Annotated in this window: 15 protein-coding genes; 6 read left to right on the forward strand and 9 right to left on the reverse strand. The window is 44.9% G+C overall.

Going from position 1 to position 17,370, the window contains the following annotated elements:
• Positions 1-97 precede the first annotated feature (97 nt).
• From ACRD7A_RS07260 to ACRD7A_RS07270, 3 genes are all read left to right on the forward strand, one after another.
• Entirely contained in the window at positions 98-1,048 is a 951-nt protein-coding gene (locus ACRD7A_RS07260) for an aldo/keto reductase (RefSeq protein ID WP_430810469.1), read from the forward strand.
• 53 nt (positions 1,049-1,101) lie between these two features.
• Positions 1,102-1,929, forward strand: coding sequence for a nitroreductase family protein (locus ACRD7A_RS07265; protein WP_430810470.1), 828 nt, complete (start codon positions 1,102-1,104; stop codon positions 1,927-1,929).
• A gap of 190 nt (positions 1,930-2,119) precedes the next feature.
• Positions 2,120-3,403, forward strand: a complete 1,284-nt coding sequence (locus ACRD7A_RS07270; protein ID WP_430810471.1) for an L-cysteine desulfidase family protein — start codon at positions 2,120-2,122, stop codon at positions 3,401-3,403.
• A gap of 143 nt (positions 3,404-3,546) precedes the next feature.
• Here the strand turns inward: ACRD7A_RS07270 and ACRD7A_RS07275 are convergent, their stop codons facing one another.
• Together ACRD7A_RS07275 and ACRD7A_RS07280 are read right to left on the reverse strand one after the other, a co-directional pair.
• On the reverse strand, positions 3,547-4,677 hold the full coding sequence (locus ACRD7A_RS07275) for a M14 family metallopeptidase (protein WP_430810472.1): 1,131 nt from the start codon (positions 4,675-4,677) through the stop codon (positions 3,547-3,549).
• Positions 4,678-4,681: 4 nt separating this feature from the next.
• Positions 4,682-5,281, reverse strand: a complete 600-nt coding sequence (locus ACRD7A_RS07280) for a MarC family protein (protein ID WP_430810473.1) — start codon at positions 5,279-5,281, stop codon at positions 4,682-4,684.
• A 190-nt stretch (positions 5,282-5,471) separates the two neighbouring features.
• Here ACRD7A_RS07280 and ACRD7A_RS07285 point away from each other — a divergent pair, with 190 nt between their 5' ends.
• On the forward strand, positions 5,472-5,600 hold the full coding sequence (locus ACRD7A_RS07285; protein ID WP_430810474.1) for a hypothetical protein: 129 nt from the start codon (positions 5,472-5,474) through the stop codon (positions 5,598-5,600).
• Positions 5,601-5,724: 124 nt separating this feature from the next.
• On the opposite strand, the gene ACRD7A_RS07290 is transcribed toward ACRD7A_RS07285, so the two are convergent.
• The 5 genes from ACRD7A_RS07290 to ACRD7A_RS07310 all read right to left on the reverse strand — a co-directional run bounded on the left by ACRD7A_RS07290 (position 5,725) and on the right by ACRD7A_RS07310 (position 12,132).
• Positions 5,725-5,910 carry a YgaP family membrane protein gene (locus ACRD7A_RS07290; RefSeq protein WP_430810475.1) on the reverse strand — a complete coding sequence of 62 codons (186 nt, stop codon included), beginning with the start codon at positions 5,908-5,910 and terminating at the stop codon, positions 5,725-5,727.
• Between the two features lie 113 nt (positions 5,911-6,023).
• Positions 6,024-6,326, reverse strand: a complete 303-nt coding sequence (locus ACRD7A_RS07295) for a hypothetical protein (protein ID WP_430810476.1) — start codon at positions 6,324-6,326, stop codon at positions 6,024-6,026.
• Positions 6,327-6,408: 82 nt separating this feature from the next.
• Positions 6,409-9,660 carry an efflux RND transporter permease subunit gene (locus ACRD7A_RS07300; protein WP_430810477.1) on the reverse strand — a complete coding sequence of 1,084 codons (3,252 nt, stop codon included), beginning with the start codon at positions 9,658-9,660 and terminating at the stop codon, positions 6,409-6,411.
• Positions 9,661-9,687: 27 nt separating this feature from the next.
• Positions 9,688-10,764 carry an efflux RND transporter periplasmic adaptor subunit gene (locus ACRD7A_RS07305; RefSeq protein WP_430810478.1) on the reverse strand — a complete coding sequence of 359 codons (1,077 nt, stop codon included), beginning with the start codon at positions 10,762-10,764 and terminating at the stop codon, positions 9,688-9,690.
• A gap of 39 nt (positions 10,765-10,803) precedes the next feature.
• The gene (locus ACRD7A_RS07310; RefSeq protein WP_430810479.1) at positions 10,804-12,132 is read right to left on the reverse strand and encodes a TolC family protein; all 1,329 of its coding nucleotides are present in this window, start codon (positions 12,130-12,132) and stop codon (positions 10,804-10,806) included.
• A gap of 307 nt (positions 12,133-12,439) precedes the next feature.
• Here ACRD7A_RS07310 and ACRD7A_RS07315 point away from each other — a divergent pair, with 307 nt between their 5' ends.
• Both ACRD7A_RS07315 and ACRD7A_RS07320 read left to right on the forward strand, forming a co-directional pair.
• Positions 12,440-13,264 (forward strand): CvfB family protein, encoded by an 825-nt coding sequence (locus ACRD7A_RS07315; protein WP_430810480.1) that lies wholly within the window; start codon positions 12,440-12,442, stop codon positions 13,262-13,264.
• A 218-nt stretch (positions 13,265-13,482) separates the two neighbouring features.
• Positions 13,483-13,944 (forward strand): hypothetical protein, encoded by a 462-nt coding sequence (locus ACRD7A_RS07320; protein ID WP_430810481.1) that lies wholly within the window; start codon positions 13,483-13,485, stop codon positions 13,942-13,944.
• A 232-nt stretch (positions 13,945-14,176) separates the two neighbouring features.
• Here ACRD7A_RS07320 and ACRD7A_RS07325 read toward each other — a convergent pair whose 3' ends face one another.
• Positions 14,177-15,706: an acyl-CoA dehydrogenase family protein gene (locus tag ACRD7A_RS07325; RefSeq protein ID WP_430810482.1), complete on the reverse strand. Its 1,530-nt coding sequence runs from the start codon at positions 15,704-15,706 to the stop codon at positions 14,177-14,179.
• A gap of 229 nt (positions 15,707-15,935) precedes the next feature.
• Positions 15,936-17,369, reverse strand: coding sequence for a [FeFe] hydrogenase H-cluster radical SAM maturase HydG (gene hydG, locus ACRD7A_RS07330; protein WP_430810483.1), 1,434 nt, complete (start codon positions 17,367-17,369; stop codon positions 15,936-15,938).
• Position 17,370 lies beyond the last annotated feature (1 nt).

Consider the following 17,370-nt stretch of genomic DNA (forward strand, 5'->3'; position numbering starts at 1 on the left):
ACTTTTGTTTAGGCATTGAGATTTGAAGATTATTAAGTCGATTGTATTATTTTTTTGTATTTTGAAATACTATTTTAAACACATAAACCTTTGAACCATGCAAACACTTAACCTGAATGGCTACGCACTACCAATATTAGGACTTGGCACCTGGAAAAGTACTCCGGGCGAAGTCTATGAGGCTGTTAAAGCAGCTATAGAAATCGGTTACCGCCACATTGATTGTGCTGCCATCTACGGCAATGAAAAAGAAGTTGGCAAAGCCATCAACGAATGCATCAAAGCAGGCTTGGTTAAACGCGATGAGCTTTGGATTACTTCCAAACTGTGGAATAATATGCATGGTAACGAGAATGTGGTACCCGCCCTGCAGAAAACTCTTAATGACCTGCAGCTCGAGTATCTGGACTTATATCTTATACACTGGCCCATAGCTCAGAAGAAAATGTTTGTAGCCGCCACGCGTGCCTCGCATTTTTTATCGCTGCAGGAACAGCCCATCGCCAACACTTGGGAAGGCATGGAGCAAGCAGTGGAGCAAGGTCTGACAAAAACCATAGGTGTAAGTAACTTCAGTGTAAAAAAGCTTAAAGACCTGATGACCGTCGCACGCATTAAACCTAGCCTCAATCAGGTAGAGGTGCACCCCTATTTTCAGCAGGATGAACTGGTTAACTATTGCCACAACAACAATATTCAGGTAATGGCCTACTCACCTCTGGGTTCTGCCGATCGCCCGAAAAGCTTCAAGGCAGCTGATGAACCCGTATTACTTGAAGATCCCATCATTGCCAAGTTAGCGGATAAAGTGAATGCAACGCCTGCGCAGGTCATACTTGCCTGGAACCTGCACCGGGGCATCTCTGTTATTCCCAAATCGGTGAATACCGCACGCCTACAGCAAAACCTGGACGCTCTGCAAGTAAAGCTTAAACCGGCCGACATGGAAGTATTGAAGATGATTGACAAAAACCGTCGCTATGTTGACGGCAAATTCTGGGTAGTACCTGAGGGGCCCTATACACTCGAAAACCTGTGGGATGAGTAATCTGTGAGCTAAAATCATTACTTTCGCAGCCCGGAACAAAAATGATTTAATACATGCTCAACTTTAAAATTAATGAAGCAAGCTGCACACAGTGTGGTCTGTGCGCTAAGGAATGCCCCATGTTGATTATCGATGGCAAAAAAGGTATTCCTGAAATCAAGGTGGGAAAGGAAAAGAACTGTATCCGCTGTCAACACTGCTTAGCCGTATGTCCTAGCGGCGCCTTGTCTATTTTCGGCAAAGAAGCCAAGAACAGTGTCAAAACATCCGACCCTATGCCTGATGCAGAAGAGCTGTCCCGGCTAATAAAAACACGACGATCGATAAGAAAATTTAAAAAGGAGACGCTTGACTCTACTTGTATAGAACAATTACTGGAAGCCGCTGCTTATGCGCCTACCGGTCATAATAAAAATGAGGTATTGCTGTCTGTAACCTACACACAGGAAGAACGAAATAAAGTACGTGAACTGATATACAGCGCCTTGAAAAAGGCAAGTGATGCGGGCTCAATAAAGCCGGATCAGGCCATATTTAACCGTTTTCAGGCCATTTGGCACGATAAGGGTATTGATGTAATCTTCCGCGATGCACCGCATATCATTTTTGCATCGGCACCAGAAAGCAATAGTAATGGACAATCTGATAGTGTAATAGCCCTCAGCTACCTTGAATTACAGGCCAACGCCATGGGTATTGGTACATTGTGGAATGGCTTTGTAAAAATGATAATGACCGATATTGCACCTGAACTAAAAAATCAATTGGGCATCCCTGCAGAGCATGCCATTGGTTATGTAATGGTATTGGGGTATCCCGGCGTTAAATATGCCCGAGGCATACAGTCCGAGGGGCTTAATTTGAACCGCATAAAGCTGTAATGCTGATTATAATTATGATTTCCTTCATGCGTGCGTTTAATCATTTTATACACCTATCGCAACAACTATTTTAGCAGTGCTAATTCAAGGCGATGGAAATGATGAAATGAGCCACTAATATCTATATTCACGCAAATGGATGTTGTTTTCTGGCAAGTTCCATGTGGCCATTGAAAGAAAATATAATCACATGAAAAAAACGGACAAAAGATATACCGATTACGTTAGCATTTTACACGAAGAGCTAATGCCTGCAATGGGATGCACCGAGCCCATTGCCATTGCTTATGCGGGTGCCATGGCACGTAAAATATTGGGCTGTGTGCCGGACCGTGTGGTCGTGGAAGCCAGCGATAACATTATTAAGAATGTGAAGAGCGTGGTGGTGCCCAACACCGGAAATCTTAAAGGCATAGAGGCAGCTGTGGTGGCAGGAATCATTGCCGGAGATGCCGATAAAGTGCTGCAGGTAATTGCTACCGTTACTGATGAACAACGCCAAAACATGGCTGATTTTCTTCAGCAGAAAGAAGTAAGGGTAACTGCTTCCAAAAACGATATTATCTTCGACCTGGTTGTAAACGTTTATGCCGGCGAATCGTGTGCGGCAGTGCAAATATCGCATTATCACACCAATATTGTGCGCATTACTAAAGATGGTGAAACCACACTATATAACCACCATTGTGATGATTTAAACACCAAGCACAAGACGGATCGTTCCATAATGAGTGTGGAAGATATCGTGGCCTTTGCCGATGCCGTTGACGTTAATGATGTGAAGGACGTACTTCTTCTTCAAAAAGAACACAACATGGCCATTGCCCAAGAAGGCATTAAAGGTAACTGGGGTGCTAATGTGGGTTCTGTTCTGCTCCAAACCTGGGGTGATAAGGATATTAAAATACGTGCAAAAGCCATGGCAGCAGCAGGCTCCGATGCCCGGATGAGTGGATGTGAGCTGCCTGTAATGATTGTATCGGGCAGTGGTAATCAAGGACTGGCTGCCTCGGTGCCTGTTATTGAATATGCCAAAGCGCTCAACAAAGATGAGGATACATTGCTACGTGCCCTGCTGGTGGCCAACCTGGTAACCATACATCAGAAAACGAGTATCGGACGCTTGTCAGCCTTCTGTGGCGCTGTATCGGCCGGTGTAGGTGCGGGTGCTGGTATCACCTATTTGTATGGTGGTCGCTACAAAGAAGTGGCTCATACCATTGTTAATGCATTGGCCATTGTGTCGGGCATTGTGTGTGATGGTGCTAAACCTTCGTGTGCCGGTAAAATAGCATCGGCCGTGGAAGCCGGTATTTTGGGCTACCACATGTACAAAAATGGCCAGCAATTCTATGGTGGAGATGGTCTGGTAGTAAAAGGTGTTGAAAACACTATTAAAAACATAGGACGCTTGGGAAGTGTGGGTATGCGCGAAACAGACAAGGAAATTATACGCATGATGCTGGGCGAATAACACATAAACGGCCTAAGACGAAAGTCAACATGCTGCACCGATAGCCAATAATGACCTTATCTGCTGTTGTGCATATAAATTAAATCACCTTAAAGCCCATGTTCTATGCGAGCATGGGCTTTAAGGTAGTATAAAAGTAATTACTAAAAATCATCGACCATACGCAACAACACAGGTACCAGGGACTCGCCCAATTTAATGGATCGCTGCGGTGACCAACCCAGCAGCTCATCGGGCAGATCATCATTTTGCTTGAAGGGCATTTCCAATGTTTGGGATAAACAGCCGAAAGTCTCTCCCAGATTCTTGGAGCCAACCATCAGATTGGCCTGCCCCGGCTCATTCTTTGGATAACCATATTCCTTCTGCATATCCGGATTAATGGCCATCCAATTGCTGATAAAGTCATCACTCAGCTTTTGCAGCCGGGCATCAAAAGACGGAATGCCCTCTATACCTGAGATAAAATTATAGGGTAATCCTTCGTCGCCGTGCACATCCAGCACAAAGTCCACTCCGGTGGCCAGCATCTTCTCCTTCACGTAGTATACCTCCGGACTTTTCTCCACACTTGGCGTCGCCCACTCACGATTCAGATTAACACCCTTGGCATTCACCCGCAGGTTACCCAATATACTACCATCCACATTCATATTGGGCACCAGATAAAAATTGGCTTTCTGCAGTAATCGTTGAGTGACGGCATCTTCCTCATCCAGCAAACGATCGATAAGCCCCAGCATAAACCATTCGGCCATGGCCTCGCCCGGGTGCTGACGAGCAATTACCCAAAGCTTCTTCTTCGCAGGATCATCATCGCCAATGCGCAATAGATCAATGGGTCGCCCCTGTATCGTTTGGCCAATACAGGATAGCCGGCAGTTGGCATATTGCTGGGCATCATTTATCAGGTCGAGATGCTGCTCATACGAGAACGGGGCAAAATAGGCGATGTAAACCGTATCGCACTCCGGCGTAAACTCAATATACAAGGTATGACCATCGAAACGGGTGGGGGCCTGAAACCAGGTTTCACGATCGTAGGACACGCGTGCCTGATAATTATCCCAACCCTCGGGATAGGCAGCCTCTCCGGCATTTATCAGTTTAAAAGTACAATCCTTATCCTTAGCACCTTGAACACGAAAATAGAACCACTGCAAAAAATCGGAATGCGTATCTTTTCGAATTTTTAATTGAATATCGTTGGGATTATCGGCACTGATTAGCTCAATATTACCGGCATCAAAAGTAGAAGAAATGAAAATTGACATATTGCTAAATGTTTATGTTCTCAATAAAGTCCATCACAATATTTCCAAAGTTGGTCATAAATAACTTAATGGCCATCGCCAACAAAATAATTCCAAAAAACTTTTTCAACACATAAATACCGCCCTGACCAATCACTCGTTCCACAACCTTTGTGGCCTTTAACACGCCAAAAACCACCACAATATTCAGGAACAAAGCAATAATGATATTAATAGTGGCAAACTCGGCCCGCAACGACAGCAAAGTAGTGAAAGAGCCGGCACCGGCAATCAAAGGAAAAGCAATGGGTACAATGGAGGCGCCGGATGGTGAATCGTGTTTGAATATCTCCACGCCCAAAATCATTTCAAAAGCCATGATAAGTAGTACAAAGGAGCCGGCAATGGCAAAAGACGAGATATCAACACCAAACAAACCCAAGAGTGCCTCCCCCACAAACAGGAAAACAATCATAATGGTAAAGGCTACCGAGGTAGCCTGAAATGCTTTAATGGGCCCGCTTTTCTTCTGCAAATCAAGAATAATGGGCAGAGAACCCAATATGTCAATCACTGCAAATAATACGATAAAGGCTGAAATAATTTCCAAGTAGTGTATATCCATGGTGTGAGTTTTTAACAAAGATAAGCAGTTAACAGTAACTATTACGGCTTAGCCTATAAGAAGAAAACATGTTTTTTGACACACATAGCTCAATACCTTACCTACTTTAATTTTATTTATTTATAAAAAACGAATACAACATGTCCTCTTAGCAGAAGATATTAGAACGCTGGGTGAATAGGTAAAAATAATGCGAAGTAAGGGTGTACTTAATTTTACAAGTCGCTATAAAAAATTAAGCGCAGCCAATGCCGAAGAACTGGATTCACAGTCGAAGCTGTTAAAAAATCTCATCAACTACTTCAAACTGGAAGAGTAAGATTAAATGTTACATAAATTACCAAAGGCCCCGGTGCACTTCGCATAGCCGGGGCCTTTGTCATTCACAAACAAAAAATAAAGGCAATCATCATCATCTTTCGGGCTGGTTAATACCTTATAGCCTATTTAGGCACGCCCAACTTGGTTAAGATATCATTCATCAGGCACCATCGTGTAATGGATGACTGAATGAGATTAAGGGCGACAAATCCGGCTAAGAAAAGCCAGTTTATATTTACAAAGGCACCCAATAAAATGCTTATTAGCACCAAGGTACCAGCTATTGCTCTCACAATTCTTTCTTGCATATTTCATGTTTTTGTGCTTCAACTGTGTTCATCAGCTTTAGCGCGTTACTATTTTTTTATCAGATAAATAACAGCTTTCAATAACTGTATTTTAAGCTACTTACCCTAATACTTTATACTCCTTGTTCAACATCAATAACATAGGCATTAATATTACATTGCGGCATCTCTGCTTTACATTTCAACAAATTTTCCAGCAAACTGTCGGCTTGTTCATTGTCCACAAAAGCGATAAAGGCAATATTATCCGTCCCCTTTGAGACTTGCCCAAACCAGTTTCCGAGTCGGTGCTGCCGCTCCAGTTTACGCATTCCTTTCATTTCTATCTCGTTGTACGAAGGCACCTGATGTTCACTAAAGAACTCCTGCAGGCGCTCTCGGTATTCAACAACAGCAATGGCTATCAATAATTTCATATTCAACAGGATTAAGCGCAGGGGCACTGCTGATTATCGATGTGTGTAATTGGCACAGTGCCCGCGCCGGTTAAACTTAATTTTAATTCAGCTCATCTGATGAGCCTTCTTCTTTGCTACCTTCGGTAAGCGTCTTCATTGCATCACCCTCGTATTTTTTCCGCTCAGTCATAAAATAAATAAGCGGCACAATCAACAGTGTTAATACGGTGGAGGCAATAGTTCCGCCCATCAACGAGATGGCCAGTCCCTGAAAGATAGGATCAAACAAGATCACTACGGCACCAATTACCACGGTTCCGGCTGTAAGTAAGATGGGGGTTGTTCGCACAGCACCGGCTTCGATCACGGCTTCACGCAATGCCACACCTTCATTAAGGCGGATATTCACAAAATCGATAAGCAGAATGGAGTTACGCACCATAATACCGGCCAGCGCAATCATTCCAATCATTGATGTGGCAGTAAAGAAAGCATCGAGCATCAGGTGTCCCAACACGATACCCACCAGCGACAGGGGTATGGCCACCATCATTACAAAAGGAACTTTCAGGTTCTGAAACCAACCCACTATCAGCATATAAATAATGACCAGCACCACGGCAAAAGCGGTACCCAAATCGCGAAATACCTCATAGGTAATCTGCCATTCGCCATCCCATTTCAGGCCGAAGTTATTTTCTACAAAAGGCTGACCATTATAAAACTCCTCTATGCTGTATCCTTCGGGCAACTTAATCTCATCCATGCGCTTACTCATATCCAGGATGGCATAAACTGGACTCTCCAGCTCACCGGCCACATCGGCCGTTACATACACTACCTGCTTTTGATTTTTACGATAGATACTTTTTGCCTTAGGAGCCTCACGGATATTTACCAGATCACCGATCACCACCATATCGCCCTGCTGCGACCTAAGACTTACCTTCTTCAGATCATCGAGGCTGGTTCGATCAGCCTCGTCCAGGCGTAAGGTAATACCCACTTGCTGATGGTCGTTTTCGGCATAGAGCGCCGATACGCGGGCTCCCCGTAAAGCCATATTCATGGCCTGTATAATCTGCTGAGGAGCAATACCACTCAACATGGCTTTTTCCTTATCCACATCAAAAGTGTATTCAAGCTGCTCATCTTCCATCATCCAGTCTATATCCACCACACTCTCGGTATCGGCAAACAATCGTTTCACCTGCTGCGCCACCTCACGCTGTGCTGCGTAATCGGGACCGTAAATCTCAGCTACCAGGGTTGACATCACCGGGGGTCCCGGGGGTACCTCCACTACTTTTACATTGGCATTAAACTTACGCCCGATATCCTGCAATCCTGACCGCAAAGCCTTGGCAATGTCATGCGACTGCAAGTCACGTTCTTTCTTTGATACCAGGTTCACCTGAATATCAGCAACATTGGAACCACGACGCAGGTCGTAGTGACGCACTAAACCATTGAAATTAATGGGCGCCGAAGTACCTACATAGGTCTGATAGTTAGTTACCAGGTCGTGTTGACGAAGGTAAGCGGCTAACTCCTTAGTTACATTGGCAGTTTGCTCAAGGGTAGTACCCTCTGGCATATCAATCACCACCTGAAACTCATTCTTATTATCGAATGGCAGAATCTTAACGGTAACGACCTTAAATAAAAACAGACTGGCGGAGGCAAACAGAAGCACCGTAACCCCTCCGATGAACACCCAGCGTTTCATCGGGCTCTCAATCATGGGGCGCATGGTTTTATCATACAAGCGGTAGATCAGCGTCTTCTCAAGTGAATAGTCCTTTTTATCATCGTCACCATCATCGTGCTTCAGCAGTCGATAAGCCAGCCACGGAGTGATCATCAGGGCCACCAGTAAGGAGAAGATCATGGCAATGGAGGCACCAATGGGCATCGGACTCATGTAAGGTCCCATCATACCCGACACAAATACCATGGGTATCACAGCGGCAATCACTGTAAAGGTAGCCAGTATGGTTGGATTACCCACCTCATCGATGGAACGCAGCGCCGCCTGCCAGAAAGGCAATTGCTTCATTTTAAAGTGGCGGTGCATATTTTCCGCAATAATAATCGAATCGTCCACCACAATACCCGTTACAAATACCAGGGCAAATAGGGTAATACGGTTCAGGGTATAATCCAGGAAATAATAGCTAAACATGGTAAGGGCAAAGGTGATGGGCACAGAGATAAAAACCACCAGACCACCGCGCCATCCCATGGCCAGCATCACCACAAAGGTAACAGCCACAATGGCACCCAGTAGGTGCATCAGTAACTCTCCTACCTTATCCGAGGCTGTCTCGCCATAGTTACGGGTTACCTCCACATTAATATCGGCAGGCAAAAGCTCTTCGCGCAGCACCTCCACTTTCTTATTAATCTGCTCGGCCAAACGCATGGCATCAGCCCCCCGTCGCTTGGCAATGGAAATCGTTACCGCCGGGTATTCGCCGGCATTAACTTGCTGCTGCTCGCTGGCTTGTCCGTATCCAAAAGCCACATAAGCGCTGGGTAAGGCCGGACCATCTTGCACGGCGGCTACCTGATGCAGGTAAACGGGTGACTGCTGATAGACGCCCACCACCAGATTTTCCACTTCGGGAGCCGACTGAAAAAACGAACCGGTTCGCACAGCATACTCCTCGTTATTGCTACTGAAACTACCCGCTGATACCTGCTGGTTAGCGGCCTGCAACTGCTGCGTAATCAGCAAGGGATCGAGGGCAAAAGCCGCCATCTTATCACGATCAAGCGCTACTTTTATTTCTCGATTACGACCCCCTATTACCTTGGTTTCCGACACATCTGTAATTTTCTCTATTTCAGCCGTGAGCTCCTGGGCTACCCGCTTCAGCTGATAGTCATCATAGGTCTCACTCCAAAGTGTCAAGCCCATTACGGGCACATCATCGATGGATCGTGTTTTAACCAGCGGCATGGTAACGCCCGCCGGCATCTTATCCATATTCTTAATCAGCTCATTATACAGCTTAACCAGGCTTCGCTCAATATCTTCGCCCACGTAAAACTGCACGATTAACATGGCCTGCTCCGACATGGACTGAGAGTACACATACTCCACACCCTTTATGTTGGAAACAATTTTTTCAATGGGTGTCACTACCTTCGATTCAATCTCTTCGGGGCTGGCTCCCGGGTACCCAACAAAAATATCGGCGATGGGCACATCAATCTGTGGCTCCTCTTCGCGGGGTGTCAGGTACGAACTATAGACCCCAATGATCATAAAGGCGACCATGAGCAGGGGTGTCAGTTTCGATTTTATAAACATCCGGGCTAAAGTCCCGGCAAATCCTGTTTTCATCGTAATATCATTTATAAGGTTAGGTCATTATTTTATCTGTAATTTGGCACCGTCGAAAAGGCGTCCTTCTGCCGAAAGAATCAATCGATTCCCTTCATTCAGACCGGATAACACCTCTATTTTATCACCATAAGTCTTACCCAGGCGCACCCAGCGCAGCAAGGCCTGACCGGCGTGACTCACTGTCCATACACCCATTAACTGACCCCGTTTTACAATACGGTCGTTGGGAACTAACAATTTACTTTCCTGTCCTTTAAAATGCTGCACATGGGCAAATACACCGCTTCGGATTACATCCTTTTGATCTTCGGCAGGTTGCAAGGCAATGCGTGCATCGAACTGCGATCCTGAGAAACGGCTGGACGGACTAATGTGAGAGATACTACCTTTGATGGCCTGCTTGCAGGCATCGATAAACACCTCTACGGTATCGCCTTTCTCCACCTTATAAATCTCCGACTCGGGTATTTTAGCGCGTACCTCGAATAAACCGGGCGCTTCAATGGCCAGCAGGGGCATGCCCGGATTGGCCATATCACCGCTATCAACAAATTTTTGGGTGATTACCCCATCGTAGGGCGCACGAATATTGGCATAGGACAGCATCTCCACGACCTCATCCTTTGCTTTTTGAGCGGCTTCCAACTGTGCCTTAGTCATTGCCAGATGCACGGTTATATCATCCAACTCCTTTTGCGTAGCACTTTTGCTTTTATACAAGGCCGTGATACGCGAAAAATCCTCTTTGGCATGCTTGTAAGCGGCCTGAGCCTGAATGATATTGGCCTCTACCTGCTTTTCTTTCGCTTGTATGTCGTTACTGCGAATGGCTATTAGCAGCTGGCCCCGGCTTACCTTATCCCCCTCGCGCACCAGTACACGACTAATCTGTCCCATGAGACGGGTACTTAAAGTGGACTGATTAACGGAAGCTACCGATCCGGTGTACTGAAATTTCTTAGCAACGGTTGACGAAGCCAGGGTTTCAGCCTCTACCTGAATGGCCGTTCCCTCTTGTCCGCTATCGCTCTGCTTAGCGCCGCAAGCCTGCATTGCCATGCCTATAATTATAGTAACGATGATTAAATTAAGTGATTTCATTGTTATCGTATTTTTTTGTTTTTGGAATGATTAATTTGATTAACGAAGAGCCTCGGAGGCTAACATCTGGTATTTAAAAACCGCCACATTGTAGTGATAGATGGCGTTCATGTACTTCAGTTGACTCTCTTCTGCCTTTGCTTCGGCCATCAGCAAATCAGAAGTACGCTCCATGCCCTGATGATAGCGGTTGGTGCGTATGCGCATGGACTCATGTGCTTCCTGTGCGGCCAGCTTGTAGCTCACTAGTTGACTCTCGGCCACGGCTATATCACGGATAGCCTTTGAAAGTTCCATATTTTCCTTCTCTACATAATCCTGGTAAGCAATCTGTGCCTTATTATAATGCGCTTTCGACTGCTTATATTTACCCAGGTTGCGCCCGCCATTAAACAGGCGCCATTGCAACTTCAGGCCTACCATGTAACTGTCGGAGTCGAAACCACCCAAATCAGCATCATACATATTGTACATACCAAAAGCATTAAGGCGCGGTGCAAACTTCATCAGGTCGCTCTTCGACATTTTCTTGTGCGCCTCAAGACCATACTGCATGGCCACTACATCGGCACGATTTAGTACGGAGGTGGCATTGTCGAAAGAAAAAGACACTTGTGTGATGGAGTCGGTTATTTGCAAAGGCAGATCAATGGGTCGTCCCATCAGAAAATTCAGGGTCTCCTTCACGCTTTTTACCTTATTCTCTGCTTCTTGCACCCCGGCTACCTGTTCATGGCGACGTACCCGGATGGCCATTACATCTGCCTCTTTCAAATAACCTTGTTCCAGGTTATCCTCGGCCATCGACAGATAGGCCTCGGTAGCCTGATAGGCTTTGTTCATAACTGCCACACGACCTTGCGCCAGCTGCAGTGCATAGTAGGTCTGTTTCACCAAAAAAGCCACATACTCGCGGGTGTATTGCGTCTTTTGTTCGGTGGCTTTAAGCTGATTATTGGCCGCCCCTTTGCCCATCCAGGCATCCACATTAATTAAAGGTTGTTCAATTAGTACTTGTGTGGCAAAATGATTAGTCTGCCCGGGGTCGTTGATCAGTGCAGGATCAAAGTCGGCCATGGTGATGCCCTGCTGCTGCAATTTGAAACCAAAGGCATACAGCGGGTCGTTGGAGCTGCTGTAGGCACCTGATACTTCCACTGCGGGTAAAAAAGCAGCATTGGCTTGTTGGTTTCCAGCCTTAGCAGCCGCCACATCAGCTAAAGACTTGCGAATTTCCCTGTTATTTTCCGAAGCCATATCTAAGGCATCCTCTAAGGAAAAAGCCGTGCGTTCGGCCGGTTCCTGACCAAACAGTGTATAGCCTGTCAGGGTGAAACAGACTACCAGCAAGCTTTTCATGTAATTCATAGTTCTATTATTTTGTTTGTTTATTCCGTTATCGTTTGTGACATTTTCCACGTCACAAACATATATCTAATTTTCTACATATACAACATTCTATATGTGTAGATGTTTAAATTGTTTTTATCTAACTGATAAACTGATCAATAAGATTGAAGTATTTACAGATATCACGATATTTTTATTAAGATAGGAAGAAAAACTTATTTAAGTATATTAAATTCTTAATTTTTAAGAAAAAGTGCCATCATATCCCACAGAAAGTTTTTAAGCTGTATTCTTTAATTATCTTTGCGTCCTATTTAAGAAAGATATGATTGGTAAATACAATACACTCAGAGTCGTAAAAGAAGTAGAATTTGGTATTTATCTCGACGGCGGTGAGCTGGGTGAGATATTACTGCCCATCCGGTACGTGCCCCCCGGGCTAAAGCCCGATGATGAGCTGGAGGTATTTATCTATCTGGATTCGGAAGATCGTGTAATCGCTACCACGGAAGAACCGTATGCCACCATCGGTGAGTTTGCCTACTTGAAAGTAGTATCGGTGAATAAGACCGGTGCCTTTTTGGATTGGGGACTGATGAAGGATTTGCTTGTGCCCTACCGCGAACAGGCTGAACGCATGAAAGAAGGCCAAAGTTATGTGGTGTATGTTTACCTTGATGATGAGAGCCGACGCATAGTGGCTACCTCCAAACTCAACTCGGTGCTGGACAACCTGATGCCTGAATACGAAGAAGGCCAGGAGGTGGAGTTGATGGTAATTGACAAAACCGATATGGGCTATAAGGTATCGGTGAATAATCTGCACACAGGATTACTCTATCATAATGAGCTATTTAAACCTATCAAGATTGGCGACAAGTGCAAAGGGTACATCAAAAAAGTAAGGGAAGATGACAAACTGGATATCACCCTTGAAAAACCCGGCTATGAAAAAATTGGCGGCCTCGCTGCCGAAATACTGGACAAGCTGAATGCCAAGGGCGGTGCGTTAGCCGTTTCGGATAAGAGCCCGGCCGAGGTCATTTACAAAATGTTTGGCACCAGTAAGAAAAACTTTAAAAAAGCCATTGGCACCCTTTATAAGCAACGATTAATTAGTATTGAGGACAATCAAATAAAAATACTGTAAATACTTCAGAATTCTTTATTAACGAATAAAGAGTAAAATTCAAAATTACCATTTAGTTTAACACGGAAAAGAGGAGCACCATCTGGTGTCAGTGAAGAAAGATGAAAAAACTGATTTTAATTTTATTATGCAGCATTACCCTATCAGGGTTACAACTACAAAAGGCCAAAAGTCAAACACCTAACCCCCACACATCAAGTCAAATACACGCATTTAGCATGCAATTGTATAACACAGTTGGCTACACCGATATGGAAGCCAGCTTTTGGTTAACAGCCTTAAAAGATGCCCGCCATAATTTTAACTTACGATTGGCACATGAGCGTTTTGAAGGCCAATATTTTGGAATTGGACTAGGCTACGGTTACGAAGTACGTTTAAACAAGCAGGTACTTTTACCTTATTTCACCTACAATCATGATGTAGAAACCGGGGACAACAGCGCCCTGGTAAATGGCTTGTACTATTCCTATGGCGGTCGCTTTGATTTTGCTCTGGGAACCACTTCGAACTTTGGTGCCATAGGCTATAACAATAATTCATATTGGGTAGATGCCTATTACAATATTAAAGCCTATGGTGGCATTCAGTTGGGAATGGAATACTGTCGTATGAGTGATTCAAATGATGCCTATTATGGTATCATCTTCCAAAAAACACTCTGGAAACGCCGTAATTAGAAAATTACAAATAATCCACGTGCTGGCATTATGCTATGCCACTAGTGATATAAGCAAATAGCATCAGACATAGGTAGGGGCGTAACGAAAAGTTTACGCCCCTTATTTTTAATGACCCAGACAAAGCGCTGCTGTGCAGGCTTGCTTTCTGCAATATGTCAGGACACGATGTACTGAAAAATTTTCATACAGGCTCGTCCTAACGCGCCTAACTATGAAGGGCTAAAGGGCCCTAAGTAAGCGCCAACCAGGAAGCGCTGCTGTTATAATCAACAATGACCTGACTGATATTCTGCGCCGAAAAAGAACTTAAAAGTCGTTGTACATCCTGCTTTAAATGATCTATAGCCCCCTTAGTCAGGTCACTCGCAAACCCTTTATTTCTTAAGGCCAGCACTTGATTCATTGCAATCAGATGGCTAAAAATCTGCCCCATTTCCACCAGCTTACGCTGCGGCATATTTACATTCAAATCAAAGTTAAGTAAATCTTTTACCAGCTGTGCTGCACCCTGCGTTAGTTGATAATCTTTTATAAACCTAAATAAATTGCGCATCTTAAGTTTACGCATTATTTTAAGTACACTCTCTGCTATTTGGGAGTATAACATGTCATTAGAACCTTCGAATATCTGAAAAGGCCGACTATCAACGATACTTCGCCCTGCAATATGATTCAGCGTGTAACCCTTCGCTCCTACTAGCTGTAGTAAACTTTGTGAGGCACCTTGCATCATATCAGTAGATAATGCCTTAACTGCATTGGCTTCAATACCCATCATTGACAAATCGTTTGACAAACCGGCTTTTTCGCTACTATTCGCACAAAATGCTGACACAGTGGTAAAATAGGCTTGCAGCTGACTAATGCGATGCTGCACCTGATCGTAGGCTAACAACGATTTCCCTCCAACAAAACGCAGATTACAATGCTGTATGGCTTCATCGAGCATACGTTGAATAAAGCCAATGGCCATACCCGGAAAAGACATACGGCTGCGATGCAAGAGGTCGAGCATAAACTTAACGCCAGATTGCTCGGGCACCAACTTCTGTACTGCCGGAATATGAACATCAATCTTATTACGACCATAGGGTATTTGATACAAACCAAGGTTGTTGAACAGCTCTTCTACCACAATACCCTGCTTGGGCTGAGTAACATCGCATATAAAAAAATCCAGATCGCGCGCCAAACGATTATTACCTGTATCCTTCCGTGCTGTTAACAACCAAAAATCTGCCCAGCCCGTTAAGCCGGCCCAATGTTTAGTGCCTTTTAAATGGGCACCTTCCTCGTTCTCGGTGTAGGCAGTGCGCATGTTTAAGGCATCACTGCCAAAATCGGGCTCGGTAATCATGAGTCCCCCCATGTTTTGCTGTTGCACAAAGCGCTTGAGCACCTCTTTTTTACTTTCTGTCTGCCCTGCTTTAATTACTGGTTGTAAAAAAAGAGCCATATTAATACCAAAGGTGAGCGAAAGTGCCAGGGACTCGTAAGAGGCTGCAGCCATTAAGGCAATACTCTCACGCGCATCGCCACCAAGACCTCCATATTCGGTAGGTATAATGGCTGAAAAAGGATTAACCGACATGATTTCGCGCATCACAAACGGCGGCATACCTCTGTTGGCGCTCCACTGCTCAATATCGCTGCGCTGGTGATACACGCTTTTCATTTTCTCCTTTAATGCAGTGATAAGCTGATCAAATTGCTTACTGGGCTGCGCCTTTTCAAATTCTAACTTTTCTGATTCTTGCATGGACACTTCTTATAGAAATACACCGATTCGCTTTTAGCAATATGCCTATTCTAGCCAAGACCTAAAAATATTCGTATGTATCTCATTAATTAATAACTGCACGAATGTATTCATTATTTTTACACTTTACGCACTTAAGGATGTTTTTATCCCTTATTGTGATTTATTCAAAAAAAAGACCTGCTGGTTGAAAAATCAGCAGGTTCTTTCCTATGATTAGTCTTAGTTTTTAAAAATACAGGTCGCGCTCGCCGGCCTTGATGCGTTCAAGGCGCTCGTTCAGCTTGCTCTTAAAACGTTCGTCATCATAGTCGCGTAAGCTATCCTCAATCAGCTTATATCCCTTTTCTTTGGTTGCCGGGGGCGCATAATCCTCAAGATACTCGGCCAGTGTAAGCAAGGCGTTGGGCTGACAGAAGCGTTTGATAAATCCGGGTACCGAAAACTCCATAAAATGTTCGCCGGTGCGCTTCAGGCGGTAGCAGGCGGTACAAAACGATGGGATATAACCATCTTCCACCAGCTCTTCCATCACCTCGTTTAAAGTGCGGTTATCACATATCTCAAACTGCTCGTGATCCAGGTTCTGTTGCTCCTTATGGCTGGTATAGCCCTTCATCTCAATATTGGTACCGCCATCAATCTGCGACACTCCATACTGCAATATCTCATCGCGTATAGAGCCGGGCTCGCGTGCTGTTAATATAAGTCCGGTATAGGGCACAGCCAAACGCAACACAGCTACCAGCTTGGTAAAATCAGCATCGCTAACGGCATATTGTTTATCCACCTCAAAACCGGAGGCTGACTGTATACGCGGAAATGAAATGGTGTGCGGCCCCACATTATAAACCGCCTCAAAGTGATTGACATGACGCAGTAGCCCCAATACTTCAAAACGCCAGTCGTAAAGTCCAAACAAGGCACCGATACCCACATCATCGATACCGGCTTCCTGCGCACGATCGAGACTTGCCAGGCGCCAGTCGAAATGTTTTTTCGTTCCCTTCAGGTGCACCTTTTCGTAGGTAGGCCGATGATAGGTCTCCTGAAAGATTTGATAGGTACCAATACCGGCTTCTTTCACTATTTTAAAGCCTTCCACATCCAGCGGTGCCGCATTGATATTCACACGGCGAATCTCGCCATTGCCACTCTTCACACCATACACCATCTTCACCGTATCGGCAATAAAGCGGGCATCGTAGCGCGGGTGTTCGCCATAAACCAGAATCAAGCGCTTATGGCCAGCATCTTCAAGCGCCGTTACCTGATTAATAATATCCTGCTTGCCCAGGGTAATGCGTTCCTGCTTTTTATTGCTACTGCGAAAGCCACAATAAGCACAGTCGTTAATACACAGATTACCGATATACAAAGGCGCAAATAACACAATGCGCTTCCCATACACCTGCTCTTTTAATTGCTTAGCCGCCGTTTTGATTGCCTCCACCATTTCTGGCTCATTGGCATTAACCAAAATAGCTGTCTCAGCCAAACTCAGGCGGTTCTTAGTAAGCGAACGGGCAATCACCTCATTCACCTGCTCCATAGTTGGCTGCTGATGGCTGTGCAGAATCTCATGAATCTCATCGGCATCGATAAAATTCTCCATGGCTTTATCGGCCAATTTATATTGCTGTGTGTGATAGATTATTGACATG

Origin of the sequence: Carboxylicivirga longa (genome assembly GCF_050589825.1) — a bacterium.
GTDB lineage: Bacteria > Bacteroidota > Bacteroidia > Bacteroidales > Marinilabiliaceae > Carboxylicivirga > Carboxylicivirga longa.